The 13,099-nt window shown below is 57.6% G+C and carries 21 protein-coding genes; 10 read left to right on the forward strand and 11 right to left on the reverse strand.

All coding sequences use genetic code 11. The features are described from left to right. The 3 genes from EXE48_RS09135 to EXE48_RS09145 are packed head-to-tail and all read right to left on the reverse strand — an operon-like array spanning position 1 to position 1,225. Positions 1-480 carry a hypothetical protein gene (locus tag EXE48_RS09135; RefSeq protein WP_137711269.1) on the reverse strand — a complete coding sequence of 160 codons (480 nt, stop codon included), beginning with the start codon at positions 478-480 and terminating at the stop codon, positions 1-3. Beyond that, positions 480-878 carry a hypothetical protein gene (locus tag EXE48_RS09140; RefSeq protein WP_137711270.1) on the reverse strand — a complete coding sequence of 133 codons (399 nt, stop codon included), beginning with the start codon at positions 876-878 and terminating at the stop codon, positions 480-482. Before EXE48_RS09140 ends, EXE48_RS09135 begins: the two co-directional genes overlap by 1 nt. Next, entirely contained in the window at positions 878-1,225 is a 348-nt protein-coding gene (locus EXE48_RS09145; protein ID WP_137711271.1) for a PadR family transcriptional regulator, read from the reverse strand. The genes EXE48_RS09140 and EXE48_RS09145 overlap by 1 nt, the downstream gene beginning before the upstream one ends. Before the next feature lie 478 nt (positions 1,226-1,703). On the opposite strand from EXE48_RS09145, the gene EXE48_RS09155 reads away from it, so the two are divergent. Then, positions 1,704-1,943, forward strand: coding sequence for a hypothetical protein (locus EXE48_RS09155; RefSeq protein WP_137711273.1), 240 nt, complete (start codon positions 1,704-1,706; stop codon positions 1,941-1,943). 2 nt (positions 1,944-1,945) lie between these two features. Here EXE48_RS09155 and EXE48_RS09160 read toward each other — a convergent pair whose 3' ends face one another. The 4 genes from EXE48_RS09160 to EXE48_RS09175 form a co-directional block, all read right to left on the reverse strand. Beyond that, positions 1,946-2,269, reverse strand: coding sequence for a hypothetical protein (locus tag EXE48_RS09160; protein WP_137711274.1), 324 nt, complete (start codon positions 2,267-2,269; stop codon positions 1,946-1,948). Positions 2,270-2,543: 274 nt separating this feature from the next. Continuing rightward, the gene (locus EXE48_RS09165; RefSeq protein ID WP_137711275.1) at positions 2,544-3,143 is read right to left on the reverse strand and encodes a hypothetical protein; all 600 of its coding nucleotides are present in this window, start codon (positions 3,141-3,143) and stop codon (positions 2,544-2,546) included. 146 nt (positions 3,144-3,289) lie between these two features. Beyond that, positions 3,290-4,621, reverse strand: coding sequence for a lamin tail domain-containing protein (locus tag EXE48_RS09170; protein ID WP_137711276.1), 1,332 nt, complete (start codon positions 4,619-4,621; stop codon positions 3,290-3,292). A 17-nt stretch (positions 4,622-4,638) separates the two neighbouring features. Next, complete coding sequence (locus tag EXE48_RS09175; protein ID WP_241991975.1) at positions 4,639-5,601, reverse strand: Cdc6/Cdc18 family protein; 963 nt, start codon at positions 5,599-5,601, stop codon at positions 4,639-4,641. Positions 5,602-5,792: 191 nt separating this feature from the next. Here EXE48_RS09175 and EXE48_RS09180 point away from each other — a divergent pair, with 191 nt between their 5' ends. Then, positions 5,793-6,071, forward strand: coding sequence for a DUF3892 domain-containing protein (locus EXE48_RS09180; RefSeq protein WP_137711278.1), 279 nt, complete (start codon positions 5,793-5,795; stop codon positions 6,069-6,071). Positions 6,072-6,165: 94 nt separating this feature from the next. Here the strand turns inward: EXE48_RS09180 and EXE48_RS09185 are convergent, their stop codons facing one another. Continuing rightward, positions 6,166-6,576, reverse strand: coding sequence for a hypothetical protein (locus EXE48_RS09185; protein ID WP_137711279.1), 411 nt, complete (start codon positions 6,574-6,576; stop codon positions 6,166-6,168). A gap of 174 nt (positions 6,577-6,750) precedes the next feature. On the opposite strand from EXE48_RS09185, the gene EXE48_RS09190 reads away from it, so the two are divergent. Continuing rightward, positions 6,751-7,449: a hypothetical protein gene (locus EXE48_RS09190; RefSeq protein ID WP_137711280.1), complete on the forward strand. Its 699-nt coding sequence runs from the start codon at positions 6,751-6,753 to the stop codon at positions 7,447-7,449. 131 nt (positions 7,450-7,580) lie between these two features. Then, positions 7,581-7,835 carry a hypothetical protein gene (locus tag EXE48_RS09195; protein ID WP_137711281.1) on the forward strand — a complete coding sequence of 85 codons (255 nt, stop codon included), beginning with the start codon at positions 7,581-7,583 and terminating at the stop codon, positions 7,833-7,835. A 191-nt stretch (positions 7,836-8,026) separates the two neighbouring features. On the opposite strand, the gene EXE48_RS09200 is transcribed toward EXE48_RS09195, so the two are convergent. Next, a complete protein-coding gene (locus EXE48_RS09200; protein ID WP_094553699.1) occupies positions 8,027-8,224 on the reverse strand; it encodes a hypothetical protein in 198 nt (65 codons plus the stop codon). A gap of 317 nt (positions 8,225-8,541) precedes the next feature. On the opposite strand from EXE48_RS09200, the gene EXE48_RS09205 reads away from it, so the two are divergent. After that, complete coding sequence (locus tag EXE48_RS09205) at positions 8,542-8,874, forward strand: DUF8153 family protein (protein ID WP_137711282.1); 333 nt, start codon at positions 8,542-8,544, stop codon at positions 8,872-8,874. A 325-nt stretch (positions 8,875-9,199) separates the two neighbouring features. Here the strand turns inward: EXE48_RS09205 and EXE48_RS09210 are convergent, their stop codons facing one another. After that, a complete protein-coding gene (locus tag EXE48_RS09210) occupies positions 9,200-9,805 on the reverse strand; it encodes a site-specific integrase (RefSeq protein WP_137708375.1) in 606 nt (201 codons plus the stop codon). Positions 9,806-10,162: 357 nt separating this feature from the next. After that, positions 10,163-10,429 carry a DUF8053 family protein gene (locus tag EXE48_RS09215; RefSeq protein WP_137711283.1) on the reverse strand — a complete coding sequence of 89 codons (267 nt, stop codon included), beginning with the start codon at positions 10,427-10,429 and terminating at the stop codon, positions 10,163-10,165. Positions 10,430-10,790: 361 nt separating this feature from the next. On the opposite strand from EXE48_RS09215, the gene EXE48_RS09220 reads away from it, so the two are divergent. From EXE48_RS09220 to EXE48_RS09240, 5 genes are read left to right on the forward strand one after another with little or no spacing between them, the layout of a single operon-like run. Next, positions 10,791-11,315: a hypothetical protein gene (locus EXE48_RS09220; RefSeq protein WP_199236365.1), complete on the forward strand. Its 525-nt coding sequence runs from the start codon at positions 10,791-10,793 to the stop codon at positions 11,313-11,315. A gap of 1 nt (position 11,316) precedes the next feature. Then, complete coding sequence (locus EXE48_RS09225) at positions 11,317-11,787, forward strand: hypothetical protein (protein WP_137711284.1); 471 nt, start codon at positions 11,317-11,319, stop codon at positions 11,785-11,787. Between the two features lie 36 nt (positions 11,788-11,823). Then, positions 11,824-12,276, forward strand: a complete 453-nt coding sequence (locus EXE48_RS09230; protein ID WP_137711285.1) for a hypothetical protein — start codon at positions 11,824-11,826, stop codon at positions 12,274-12,276. Position 12,277: 1 nt separating this feature from the next. Then, positions 12,278-12,769, forward strand: coding sequence for a hypothetical protein (locus EXE48_RS09235; protein ID WP_137711286.1), 492 nt, complete (start codon positions 12,278-12,280; stop codon positions 12,767-12,769). Positions 12,770-12,816: 47 nt separating this feature from the next. Beyond that, complete coding sequence (locus EXE48_RS09240; protein ID WP_241991976.1) at positions 12,817-13,056, forward strand: hypothetical protein; 240 nt, start codon at positions 12,817-12,819, stop codon at positions 13,054-13,056. The last annotated feature ends 43 nt before the right edge of the window (positions 13,057-13,099 follow it).

Consider the following 13,099-nt stretch of genomic DNA (forward strand, 5'->3'; position numbering starts at 1 on the left):
TCACGCGGCAAACCGAGTCACCTCCGGACAGGTCAGCTGAACGCTGAGGTCTCCCGCCGGCGAAACACCGGAACCGGCGATCACGAGATCCTGATCTCGGAGGACCGAGCCGATGTCTCTCGTACCGGGGATAGTCCCCGTGAGCCGAACGCGAAGCGAACTGACTCGGTCGCGGCCGTCCGTGTTCAGTTTCACCTCCTCGACGCTCTCGTTGCGCTCCAGGTCGTCGACGATCGCCTCGACGTCGCGATGGGCACGCATGTCCATCGGCGACGGCTCACCGAGCGCCTCGGGGCGGTCGAACTCGCCGGCCTCGCAGTCCAACTGATCGAAGACCAGCACCGAGTTCGCGCTGGCGCCGCAGTCGACGCACTCGTACGTCGCCAGCACCGAGCTTCCGGTCTCGACCGCGACCTGCTGGACCGTGTGGTCGGTGATCCCGAACGTCCGCTCCGTCTCGCGTTCGACGACTTCCGGCATCACGCATCCCCTCCGTCGTCCCGCGGGATCATCGCCCACTGCGCGCGCTGGTCCATCGACACCGTGACGCCGCCGAGTCGCTCGACATCCGGGTAGTACTCAGCGACCGCGACCCGCGGTGCCTCGTCCGGCTTCCGGCACCACTCCGGCGTCAGGTTTTCCTCCGCGTTCCGGAGGAGTACCTCCGGGAAGCGGTTGAACAGCCGGCGCTCGACCTCCTCGATGTCGATCTCGTTCGCGACCTCGTCGCCGACAGCGCTCTCGTCGACCCACGCATGGAGGCCCTGATCGTTCCGGTGGAGCGTGATCGGCACCTCGATGACGGTCGGCTCGTCGCCGTCGGCCTCGGCGATCGCCAGCTGCTCCGCGACGGTGCCGGCGTGCGAGTTCTCCGACATCACGCACCTCCGTCGATCGCTCGCGCGATGTGGTCGCGGCGCTCGTCGAGGACGCGGAACCCCTCCTCGGTGACGCGGTAGAAGTTCGACCGGTCGTCGATCTTCCCCTTCTCGATCAGCCCCTTCGCGGCGAGCTCGTCGAGGTTCGGGTAGAGGCGGCCGTGGTTCACCGGCTTCTCGATGACGTCTTCGAGGCCGTCCTTGATCGCGAGGCCCTTCACCTCGTCCAGCGAGGGCTCCAGCCGCGCGCAGACGGCGAGGATGTCGATCTGGAACATCGTGAGGTCGGTGTGGCGGATGCGGTGCGTCTCGGGGTCGGTCGTCGGCGTGGTGGAGTCGGAACTCATGAGTCTGTGAACTGCGAGGTGTCTCGGCCGATCGCGTCGAGCAGCTCCCGAAGGGGAACGCCGCTGACGTCGAGGCCGCACGGTGACAGCGTGGTGCGACCGCCAAAGCCCTCGAACGAGTAGCCGTGCGCCGAGAGCGGGCGACCGCAACCCGGACAAGCGTCGCTGTCGCCAGTGAGAACGATACCGCCGTGGTCTGTGCCGGGAGTTTGAAGGGTCCCGGACGGGTTTGCTGACATGGCTTTCGTGGCCTAGACACGGAAGCCCGCGCGGACCCGCTGTACCAGCAGCGGGGTCCGCTTACGTTTTCGAAGGGACCCATCGACCAGCGACGGGTCCGCGGGAGTGCTTCCGTGGTTACACGTTCTGAAGGGTGGGCACTTAGTTGTGTTGAAGCAACCAATTGTTTTGAACAAGTTTGTTCAGAACAACTAATATCCACAAAATGATATAACCCCGGAGTCTCGTAATCTGAGTAATGGCAGGTCGCAAGGAGACTGTGAGCGACAAAGAGATTCTCCGGTTCTTCGAGCAGTCTCCGGACCACTTCTTGACGACGAACGAGGTAGCTGAGTATCTCGATTTCTCTAAGCAGGGTACTCGGAAGCGGCTTTACGCGCTTGCTGACGAGGAACTGCTTGACTTCAAGAAGGTTGGAAGGAACCCAGCATGGTGGCTGACGGACGAGGGTCGTGAATTTCTCGAAGTCGGAGAGTAACCTCACACGCGCCCCTCCGCCATCCGGTCGACGACCACCTCGCCGACGCGCTCGACCCAGTTAGGAATCACATCTTCGGGGACGCCATCGCCGTCGTTGAACGCGCGGCCGATCTCCAGCGAGCCGCTGGCGATCCGCGCGTCGAGCTCCCAGTTCAGTTCGTTCGCCGCCTCAATCTCGATGCGGAGCGTGGAGTTCGCGTCGACGCTGACGACGACGCTCGCGCTGTACGGGCCGGTTCCGGTCTCGATGCCCTCTGCGACGAGGTCGACATCGAACTCTTTCGTGCGTGCGCTACTGCCGTGGACAGGTGGCTTCGAGGCCATACCCTGCGGTGGTCAGGACTCCCTCTTGAGGGTCCCACAGGGTGTTCCGGATGGTTAGGGATGGTTCCGAACCCGATGACGTAATGCGATTAGACAAGTTCCGGATGGTGTTCCGGAGTGTGAAAACAGGTCTGATGAAATCCTCACCCGCAGATGGATACTAAGCCCATCGCATCTTGTTCGGAAACTGTTAAGAGTATAATACAATGTGAAGAACGACCCCGTTGGATGGTTCCTTGGGATCAAATTGCTAATTTTATCTGCTACGGAGAATTCAACCGAGCCGTTCAGCGAGTACATCGTCAACGATTTCCAACCCTATGCGATAAGCCGACTGCCAGATACTTCGAAATAGAGCAACTAGCAAAATTCCAGCGATAGAACTGTTGCTGCGTAAAACTTTGAGATTCCAAGCACGTTTCCACTCCAGCAATCGCGGCGGTTCCTGTGCCGAAGAATCTAGGTAGGCAAGCCGGTCAACTACTGCTTTTGTATATAGAATGCCGTGATTAAGAAGCGTAGTCACAGCAAATACCATAGCTGAAACCACAGCCGACGGGACCCATCCTACTCCTGACCACGAAAAGACTTGGAGTATGATAACAACAGATATGCCACCGGTTATTCCATCCAGAATTTGAAATTTGCTCACACCGTCCTCAATTGTCAGAAGATCCTCCCGCAATCTACTCGCCGCTCGGTTGGCATCTGCGGCCAGTTGCTCAGGGCTGCGTTCAGCAGACCCCTTCTTTCGATTGTCCATCCAGATTTTCTCAAGATCGTCCCGAAACCCTGTCAGGTGTGTTCCGTCGTATATCTCCGAGAGGGTTTGATCGGCTTTGTCAAGCTTAGATCTGAATATCCCCTCAGGCATTGGGTGTGACTTGATAATGGAAGTACATAACAACCTGTGTTAATACCCCACTGAGGTCATTCCATGGTGACTGCTCTCATCGCTCTTGCTGGTTACAGAGCACGAGTCCTTCATTGGGTTACCCTCAAATTCGAATGCCATAGATGCTAGTCGTACGACCGCTGTACGACGACGTTCCCACTGTCGTCGCGCACGGTTACGACATCCCCACCGTTGTTCCACACCGGAGCGTCCTGCCCCCAGTACAACTCGGTATCTGAGTCCGACCCATCACCGGTGTAGATAGTCACTGAATCACCGGAACCGAGCGTGAATGAGTCAAAGGTGTACACGTGATTCGCGTCGTCCTCAAGGGTATATCCGTCCATATTTAGGCTGTTGCTGCCGGTGTTCTCAAGGACAATATACTCATCATCGAGGTTATCAAACTCGTCCCCTGCCGCGTCTTCGTGAATCTCTGCGATTTCTATGGAAACCGACCCTGAACTGCTATCTGGGTCGCTCGAACTGCCAGAGTCAGACTCGCTAGTATCGGTGTAATCCCACACGCCAACGTCGTTGCTTCTCGCCTCCATCTCAGCAGCACCGTATTCCGCCCGCTGCGTGAACTGGCTGTCGTACATTCGTGCGTAGCCGTTCTCAAGAAGCCGCATGTTGAATGATTTCGAGGAACTCTCTGACTGCGACGCGTACACTAGCAACCGGTCGAACGAGCCGCGCCGGTCGGACTCGTCATCGACCTCGATATGGATTTCCTGACCGCCTAAGCGTTCTTCTGCGTACGATGTTGCCTGCCCGGCCCAGTTAGCGAGGTGCTCACGCCCATGTGTGTTCTCGGAGATACCCGGCCACTCTCCCGGTTCGGTCGAACCAGCTGACGTTTCGGGCGTATCCACCCCGAGCAGCCGGATCGTATCGGTACTCCCATCGGGCATGCGTACGTCCATCGTATCACCGTCTACAACGTCGATCACCGTGACTGTCCATTCAGTCGATGTTCCAGTATCGCTAGTCCCGTCTGTGTCACTCGTAGTGTCTCCTCCAGCAGAACTACTTGTATCGTCTGTCTCACTCGTTCCGTCGGAACCAGCTGAATCGTCAGAACTACTCGACTCGTCGGTTGTTTCAGGTGATTCTGTCGTTTCGGGCGACTCTGTAGATTCAGGGGAGTCAGAAATTTCTGGAGATGGCGAAGTTTCGGCAGGGCCGTCTACCGTCGGAACGATGGCACCTCCTGCGAAGACCGCCACTAAAACTATCACAACGACAGCTGCCCCAGGTACTTTCTCAATATCGAATGAGGACCTCTCCACAACGGTTGTTACGATCGGATCGCGGGTGGGTAGCAGTAGTAGTCCGGCTAGAATAAACAAACTACCACCAAGAATACCACGTAGGCCTTCGACAAAATAGCCGAGTCCGCCAAGTATGAGGAGTACACCAATCCCCCATTTGGCCCACGTGCTTTTGCTAGCCATTATACTCGAAGAATGAGTCAGCAGATTTGAATGTTTGTGATTTCAGCGGGTTCTGCGAGGCTGTAGAATTTCTTTCCGGACCGGCTCTCCGTCTCGACGAGCTCGTAGTGCTCCAGCTTCGAGAGGTGAGCGTCACGGAAGTACCGCAGACTAACCGGATCGTCGTGGCACTCGGAGTACCGTTCGTGGAGCTCGCGCTGGATGAGCGGTCCATCCTCCTGAAGCACGTCGACGACGACGCGCTGGTGCTGGTTCAGCTTCGAGTACCTCTTCATGGCGATCTCCTGCTCCGCCTCGGAGATCGAGTCCTCGACGAGTCGCCTCGGAATGTTCGACAGTCCCTCGCTGCTCGCCTTCCGCGCTGCCGCCCGGAGCGTCGTGATCCCCATGCGTGCGTCGCCGTCGGCGAGCCGAGCGATCGTCTCGAACACCTCATCGCTCGCGGCGTTCGGTCCGAGCCCTTCACGAGCCCGTCGTTCTAGGATCTCCGCGATCGTGTCCTCGCCGTACCGGTCGAAGCGGACGCGATAGCCGACCGAGATGCGAGAGCGGACGCGCTCGTCGAGGTCGGCGAGCAGGTCGACCTCGTCGTTCGCGATTCCGATCCATGAGAGCCCGCGGAACTCGTGGAGGTCGTAGAGCAGCTCGGTCTCGCGCAGCTGGTCGACCTCGTCGAGGATGACGACGCCCGGGCCGTTGAAGTCGCGATGAACGCGGTCGAGCAGCGTCGACGTCGACGCGGAGCGTGGGACCGCCGCACCGACAAGGTCGCGGGATAGTCGTTCGAGGACGGCGTTCCGCGTGTAGTCCCGCCAGCAGTTCACGTAGGCGTACGGGACGTCGAGGACCTCGCGGCGGAGTTCGCGAACGGCGGCCCTCGCGACGGTCGTCTTCCCGGCGCCGGAGGGACCGAAGAGAAAGCAGTTCTCGGCGCGCTGGCCGTCTTCGATCGGCGCGAGGGCATCGGTCACCTCGTTCATGTGGCGATTCCGGCCGACAATCGGATCTGGAAGGTGGTCGTCTTCGAAAACTGCTCCGTCGCTTATCACGTCTCACCCGGAGACGGTACCGGGATTTAAGCGAAACCCTCGGTGTTCCGGATGGTTCCGGATGGTGAGACTACTTCCGCTGCGAACCAGACATTCATTATATCTCTCCAACAATTGCCGATATGGCCGATTCATACATTAAAAAAGTAGAGAAAAATTCAGATGGCGACATCTCAAAAGTCGCAGCCTCAGGGACTTTAAGCGGTGAAATCACTGATCTGAAATTGAAAACAAGCGTTGTCAGAGACCTTGATTCGAGAGATATGACATACGTGACCGCATACAAGAAGAACGGTAAGTATGTTGTCGGTGATGAGGTCCACACGGTCAAAGGCGAGTATATCAGGACAGACGGTAACAATATTCCGCAGGATGATTTAGGTAATCTCCCAACTCTTTAAGAATCATCCAACCTCGGTCTGCTGGCGGAAATTCGTCGAGACCGTCCCTGAGGACGATGTACTCGTGGCCTGAGCTTGTATACTAAATCTCCATTTACTCAATATTCACATCTGTCTTAATATCTGTAATATTCGGATCTACCATATCATTCCAGGATTTTACCATATCATCAAAGGGTGTGTCTACCCACGTGGCGATGGCATTTGAGAAATCTTCGAGAATATCGACATATTCCTCATCAAATCCGCGTAGTTCACCACGAATCGCTAGCTGCTGTGCCATCTCACCAAATTCGTCTAACTTTTCTCCAGTGCGATCCAGATCTTGTAACCCACCTGCTTCAATGCCATATTTATACGCAGACTCAGCTTGGATTGCAACTTCAAGACCGGATCTTTTCCAAGCCTCTTCAGGATCTTCCGAAGACTCAATCACATCGATAATACCTTCTATCGCTTTGCTCGCGACAGATCCCGCAATCGCACTCGTAATCGGATCCGGCATTGATTGTTATTAGAATATCATCTGTTTAGTAGATTCGGCTAAGACGATTGATGATCAATCAATATGGCGAGAAGCAGGTCCTTTTCGCTCAACTTGCGAATAGCTCATTTAATTAAAGACGCACGCTCGTAGCCCAGACCACCTTTTTACACTACTAGGAAATAGCCATCAACCATGTTTGACGAGCGAGAGGGCCCCGATATCTTCGACTACCTCAACGAACATGGCCTCGAAGGCCTCGAAACAGAACCAACTCATGATTCCTCTGTAAGAGAACTCGAAGATCTACTCACAACCTACGTCATCCACAGAGAAGAAGACGAAATTGAGGACTACGAATACAGGTACATCACTACCGTCCGAATCTATACGCTCATCAAAGATTGCGGCGAGATGTACCAGAAGCAAGGCGAACAGGCCCGAGACGCGTTCTTGGAAGACGTCGAAGAGAATCCAGAAGCTGCTCACGAAATGGCTGATAGGATTGGCCGATACACTGTCGGCAATACTGTAATGGTCATCTACACTCTCGGATACGAGCTCGTGAAAGATCTCATGGGCGATTTACTCCTAGAAATACTCGATGAAGACGTAGCCACGGAAACTGGTGAACAACAGCTTCAAAATCAGATAGGAAAGTACCAAACCCGCGCCCAACTCCTACACCACTTCGACCTCATCGACAGCTCATACCTGAGCGACATCACCCAAATCAGAGAAAACCGGAGAGAGCTCGTTCATGACGTTGAACGGCGATTCGACCTACAAATGCTAGACAGTATCAACGATCTCTGGAACATCATCCATGTCGTCAACCACCTGTATGAGGAACTCTATGGACGGCCTGCCTACAAATTCCTTTCCGAAGAATAGGTATTGATTCGACTGTGTCCGGGAACTGGCGGAGAGTCGGACGAGGTCGTGGCACAGACGGTGGGGACCACGTCAAGAGCCCGTGTGTACAAGTCCGGCGAGCGTATTGAATCAGATGAACGAGGCGACCTATGAGCGATAACCTACAGACGACCGATTTCGAGAACTGGGAAGAGATTGCCCATGCGATGCGTGATGTCCAAGAGGCACACAGTGAGCTGTTATCAGCGATGGCCCATCGCGGCGATGTTCCGAAGTCAGTGTACGGCGACCTGTACGATGACCTCTCAGATACACAGTCGCAGTTGAAATCTGATCTTGAGGACAGGATGTTCAAAGAACATCCCGACAAGGCCGATACCGCGGTGTTCTACGGGAAGGACTGAGAGGCGGGCGAGAAGCACATCCTTCTCGCCCAACTGGCGAGTAGCCCCTTCAGTTTAAATTAGACACTGAGCCGGGGGGACTCCCTTCACCTGACAAGAATAGCGTGCTGCATATAGAGCGTATACTCAGCAGCCCGAATTCTCTTCTTTGACTGGTCTCCAGTTAAGCGAGTATCCGACGGTGGCGGGAGTCACGCCACCAACTGGAGAAGGAGATACCCTACAGCAAACGAAGCAATGATGCCGACTACGACTCCGAGGGCCAGCCCTGTTGTCGACTGTAATCCGAACGAGAGTCCGGCGAAGATGGTCGCAAAGGTTACTGCTGCCCCACCGATGACGACCCTGAGTTTCAGGTCCGAGGCAGCAATTCGTTCGAGAGCGCCCATAATCCCACAAGGGGTCTCCGCTCACATACCGCTTGTGTAGTAAGAACCGCTCGCCAATCACCAAACTTCGGTGACCGGTGTCGAGGACCGGTGAGTACGCGCCCTCTATTCAGCAGGTACTTGACGAACTCCCGTAATTGGCAAGACCGCGCTGCGAGATACAGAGGATGTAATTAGCAACGGAACTGCGTTGTTTTCTCCACCTAAATCCTGAACTAACCGATAGAATGTGCCTTCTTAATAACCGAAAAAAAAAACCAGTCGGCTAGTGTATGTAACATAGATAGTTTTTATCCGCAGTAACCACAGTTCGAGATATGCATCGTGCCCTCCGGTACGCTGTGTCGCTACTTGTTGGACTGTTAGTTACGGCATCCGTCGCAGAATTTGCTGCGACAGACCACTTGCTTACAATCTCACTATTACCGCTCTATGTGACTGTGAGTTCAATGATGATAGCACATCGCCAAAGGTTTATCTCCCTCTCTCGTGAGGCCGCCCCAGCAAGGAAGCGTGGAGCTATTGTTGGCGGTGTGAGTGCGTTCACAGGGGGATTCCTGCTACAGAATTCGATCCCGGCAGGTGCCGCTGGGTTTGGGTTGATGTTCCTCGGCATGGCGGTCACCGTTGCTGACTTCGACGACTTATGAGAAGTTGTGAAAACCGACTCAATCGCCGCACCGAACGATCTGTGGGTCACCTGTACTGACCGATCACTCTCTCCCGTAGATTGGCCTCAGTTCGTGCCACATTCGCGCGCTGTATTCAGCACGGCCGCTAAAATCCATCAACAAAGGAGTGTTTCGTAGGCGCCTGTCCCGGAAGTGATGGAGAGTCGGACACGAGCGGCCCTTCTGCGAACCGATTAGAACGGGAGAGTCACATCATCGTGAGCGAACACTAGGGTCCCGGAGGAGATCACAAACAACGCCGCTCAAGCAAAACCGGAAGACGTGAGCTCCGCACGACCGCTGCTCACAGCGCTACCCCGCTCATCGAGTCGATGATGTTCTTCTCTGTCGGCGCCGCGAGGTAGGGCTCGATCGCGTCGTAGGAACTCCAGCCGCCGAGCGCCATCACGATCCGCGGGGAGACGTGTTCCTCAACGAGCAAGTGGTTCGCCCAGCAGCGACGGAGGTCGTGGGTACTCACACGCTCGTAGTCTGGATCGCCGCTCTCTTCGGCAGCGCTGACGGCGGCTTTCTCAACCCAATTTTGAACGGTGCGCTTCGTCACGTCGACGAGCGACTCGTCCCGCGCGATCTCCTCAGTCTGGACATAGCGGTTGATCGTCGCCTCGACGTCGACGGGGAGCCACGTCTCGCGCTGCTTCCCGTCGACGAACTCGCCGGTCGTGTCCTTCCCGCCGACGACCTCGAGCTCGTAGTGGCGACCGTCGGTCATCCGCGAGATGTGCCGCGGCTCGACGTCGAGGACCTCGCCGACACGGAGTCCGCAGTCGCCCATCAACCGAATCGCGATCTCGTGCTGGAACGAGTCGGCAGCTCGGGGTAGCGCCTGGTACTCCTCGCGGGACATCCAGACGTTCCAGGAGCCGTCGCGGTTTCGCTCTGTTCTCATTTCGTGCTTCTCCGCATGTCCATGAAATATGAAGGTTGCGACGGACGGGGTTTCGAGAGTGATCGGGGCGGATTCGCCGCCTGTTCTTCGCGTTTGTATAGAAACGTGAAACCCCACTGGCGAATCCAACGCCTGAGGGTGGCAATGGAAGAGGTGTTATGTATTGACAAAGCGAGAGAGGATCAAAATCTATTCACTAATAAACCGACGCAATGGCGTTAGGGACGTTTCGTCCCTGTTGGAGGCGAGTCATAACTCCCACTCCCCTCCCACATCTCCTCTGACCGGCTCGCCTCCTTCCGCTTGGCCCCCTACCGCAGAATCAGTCAGGAGCTGGTCAGAATTATCCTGTCTAGATTAGTCCGCCTGCGAGACGCTCCGCCCGACACCGAGATCGAGTGCCCGCTTCGCGGCGAGCCGCTCAACGATTTCGCACTGCGCCAGCTCCGGGAGGTCGCCTCCCTCCTCGGGGATTCGGACCACGTAGGTCCGTCGCCCGAGCCGATCGACGTCGAGGTGCTGTTCGTCCGGGAGCTCGCCTTCCTCCAGGAGGTCGTCTTTTTCGAGGTCGTCGCGCGGGAGCGTCACGACTCCCGATCCACCGTGGTTCTGTAGCTTCTGCATAGCAGCGCCGTACTGTCTGGGTCTCTTAAAGGTACCTCTGACATGGACGAGAGGTTACTTTGTCCCATTTGAGACGAGGGTTCAACGGAGGGGGACATTACAGCCGGTCTATCGGCCGGAATTGGCCGATAGACAGCGATGGACAACACAACTGAGAGAAGCCGGGGTGGTCGGCGACCGTGAGCGACGGCACTCGCGGGCTGGCGGTTAGCGACCGGTTCGCTGAGTACCTCGAACGGTTCCGGGTACGGTACCCGTTCGATGTTGAATTGGCCGAGAAGTACGGTGTGTCCGCCGGAAATGGACATTTTCGAAATCCAATGACACAGACTCGCAGTAGCGGCGGCTACGGAGGTAGCGCATGAACATCAAGAAGACCGGACTCGCGGCGCTGCTGGCGCTCGCGCTTCTCACGTCGATGGCGGTACCCGCAGTCGCACAGTCGGGCGCCGAGCTCGCAGACAAGGAGGTTACCGTCGACAGTGACACCGAGAGCGTCTACCTCGAAGTCACGAACACGAGCGGTGACGCGCTCAACTACACGGTCTACGGGATCGCGGACGGCCTCTCGACGGAGGTAGAGGCTGGGAGCATTTCGTCAGCGGACGAAAACGACACGGCACGGCAGACGTTCGCGGTCGACTCGGAGAAGTACGACTCGTACCGAGTCCTCGTCACCGAGGACGCAAGCGACTCCGACGAGGAGTCCGCGGACAGCATCGAGATCGGCACGACGGTTAACCAGGCGAGCGGGGGCGGCGTCTTCGCGGGCGTCGGTGGCGGCGGACTGTTCACGCCGCGGAACATCCTCATCGGCCTAGTCGTCATCGGTGGCGCCTACGTGGCCGGCTTCTTGGACCCGCTCAAGAACGCGCTGGAGGGATAACATGGCTACCCTCTCGCTTGGAGACGGTGGCGGCGTGGACACGCTGAACGGTATCGCGAACTACCTCTCTAACGGCGGGAAAGCAGCGACCGTCCTGAGTGCGTCAGTGATCGGCCTGATCACGTCGCCGTTCATCGCGATTGTCGACATCATCAACGCGATCACGCAGTTCGCGACGTCGCCGTTCGAAGGCGCCGGCGAGTCGATCTCGTCGCTGTTCGACGGACTCCTCACCGCGCCGGCAGCGCTGATCGAAGCGGGGTCGCGTATCTCGGCGGACGCGATTATAGCAGTGTTCGGCGAGACGATCGCCGGTATCCTCGCGCTACCGCTAACGGTAGGACTCGCCCTCTTGAGCTTGTATTTCCTTGCGACGTTCCTCGACGAAGAAGAGACTGGGAACTTGTTCCCGGGACTCCCGTTCGACGTCCCGGTGATCGGAGCCGACGAGGAGGCGACCGACGACCAATGACCAACTCGTCGCCGTGGACTCGGGAGGTGAGCGCCGATGTCTAGCAGCGGCGACAGCGGGCTCCTAGAGTTCATCAACGGCGACACGTCTGGCACGAACCCGATTGTGGACGCCTCGAACCCCGTCAACTGGGGGAAGCTCGGCAAGGCCATCTTCACGTCAGTGATCGCAACCGTCGTTGCGGGGGTAACCGATTTCATTTCGGCGGGGGCGGACGCTTTCGTGTCGATTGTCGGCGGGTTCGCCGGCTTCATCGAGGGGTGGGAAGAGCCCCTCGGAGCAGGCGGCCGACCGACCGTGGACTCGCCGGGCTTCATCGAGCTCACGATCGGCGCGATCGGGACGGCGTACTCGAACGCGTTCGCGTTCAGTACGTCGAACTTCGGTATCCTCTCGCTCCCGATCAACGTCGCGATTGTACTCGCGTCGGTATACGTCCTGAGCGTCGGCCTCCAAGCAGCTGCTGCCCGGCTCGTTGGAGGTGGGTGACGTGGCTGCGAGTGAGACTAGCGCCAGTGACGGAGGCGGAAGCGGTGACACGAGCATCCCCGGAGTTCTGTATCGGTTCGCGAGTGCTCCGCAGGGGTTCATCCTCGGGGCGTTGCTGGAGCCGCTGATAAGCGGCGTTGACAGCCTCGTCACTCAGGTGCTCGACCTTATCGTACTCGTCTTCCAGGGCGATGGGCCGGGGCTCGTCGGTACACTCGGGCTCGCCGACATTCCGTTGTTCATCGGTGACACGCTCATCGGCGTCGGCTCGGCCCTCGGTGGCTCCGCGATCGGCGGGACCGGCATCCTCGGCATCGTCGACACGATAATCGATGCGCTCGTGTCCTTCGCGACGATCGGCGGGCCGCTCGCGCCGATCATCCTTGCCGGCGAGGTCGTCCTCGTCGTGTACACGGTCGCGTTCATCGGGCAGCGAATCATCCTGGTCATCGCGGACGCGGTGCCGGGACTCGCGGGGATACTCGGAACCTGACAATGGCACCAGACGCACTGAAAAGTCCAGCAGCGGTGATAACTGGTTTGTTCGGCACTGTCGCGGCGGTAGTCAACATCCCGCTCGTCGACCAGCTCGCGCTCTACGCGTGGACGAACATCAACCAGTTGTTCTACATCAGCTCGCTGTTCAGCACGCTCGGCGAATCGAGTCCGCTTCCGGAAGGCTGGGGGACGCAGGCGGTGGTCATCACCGGCGCCATCCTCCTCATCAAGCTGCTCTGGGACGCGAGCAACGACCTCGAAGATTCAATCGACGACTCATGAAACACGAAAACACGATTACAGGCAGTATAGCGCGGTCAACGGA

Source organism: Halorubrum sp. ASP1, from assembly GCF_005435135.1.
GTDB classification, from domain to species: Archaea; Halobacteriota; Halobacteria; order Halobacteriales; family Haloferacaceae; genus Halorubrum; species Halorubrum tropicale.

Coding starts and splice junctions, on each gene's coding strand:
- EXE48_RS09210 (WP_137708375.1), bottom strand. CDS start 9,805: ATGAGAACAGAGCGAAACCGCGACGGCTCCTGGAACGTCTGGATGTCC.
- EXE48_RS09170 (WP_137711276.1), bottom strand. CDS start 4,621: ATGGCTAGCAAAAGCACGTGGGCCAAATGGGGGATTGGTGTACTCCTC.
- EXE48_RS09195 (WP_137711281.1), top strand. CDS start 7,581: ATGAGCGATAACCTACAGACGACCGATTTCGAGAACTGGGAAGAGATT.
- EXE48_RS09140 (WP_137711270.1), bottom strand. CDS start 878: ATGTCGGAGAACTCGCACGCCGGCACCGTCGCGGAGCAGCTGGCGATC.
- EXE48_RS09165 (WP_137711275.1), bottom strand. CDS start 3,143: ATGCCTGAGGGGATATTCAGATCTAAGCTTGACAAAGCCGATCAAACC.
- EXE48_RS09155 (WP_137711273.1), top strand. CDS start 1,704: ATGGCAGGTCGCAAGGAGACTGTGAGCGACAAAGAGATTCTCCGGTTC.
- EXE48_RS09205 (WP_137711282.1), top strand. CDS start 8,542: ATGCATCGTGCCCTCCGGTACGCTGTGTCGCTACTTGTTGGACTGTTA.
- EXE48_RS09220 (WP_199236365.1), top strand. CDS start 10,791: ATGAACATCAAGAAGACCGGACTCGCGGCGCTGCTGGCGCTCGCGCTT.
- EXE48_RS09225 (WP_137711284.1), top strand. CDS start 11,317: ATGGCTACCCTCTCGCTTGGAGACGGTGGCGGCGTGGACACGCTGAAC.
- EXE48_RS09160 (WP_137711274.1), bottom strand. CDS start 2,269: ATGGCCTCGAAGCCACCTGTCCACGGCAGTAGCGCACGCACGAAAGAG.
- EXE48_RS09200 (WP_094553699.1), bottom strand. CDS start 8,224: ATGGGCGCTCTCGAACGAATTGCTGCCTCGGACCTGAAACTCAGGGTC.
- EXE48_RS09135 (WP_137711269.1), bottom strand. CDS start 480: ATGCCGGAAGTCGTCGAACGCGAGACGGAGCGGACGTTCGGGATCACC.
- EXE48_RS09185 (WP_137711279.1), bottom strand. CDS start 6,576: ATGCCGGATCCGATTACGAGTGCGATTGCGGGATCTGTCGCGAGCAAA.
- EXE48_RS09145 (WP_137711271.1), bottom strand. CDS start 1,225: ATGAGTTCCGACTCCACCACGCCGACGACCGACCCCGAGACGCACCGC.
- EXE48_RS09190 (WP_137711280.1), top strand. CDS start 6,751: ATGTTTGACGAGCGAGAGGGCCCCGATATCTTCGACTACCTCAACGAA.
- EXE48_RS09180 (WP_137711278.1), top strand. CDS start 5,793: ATGGCCGATTCATACATTAAAAAAGTAGAGAAAAATTCAGATGGCGAC.
- EXE48_RS09215 (WP_137711283.1), bottom strand. CDS start 10,429: ATGCAGAAGCTACAGAACCACGGTGGATCGGGAGTCGTGACGCTCCCG.
- EXE48_RS09175 (WP_241991975.1), bottom strand. CDS start 5,601: ATGAACGAGGTGACCGATGCCCTCGCGCCGATCGAAGACGGCCAGCGC.
- EXE48_RS09230 (WP_137711285.1), top strand. CDS start 11,824: ATGTCTAGCAGCGGCGACAGCGGGCTCCTAGAGTTCATCAACGGCGAC.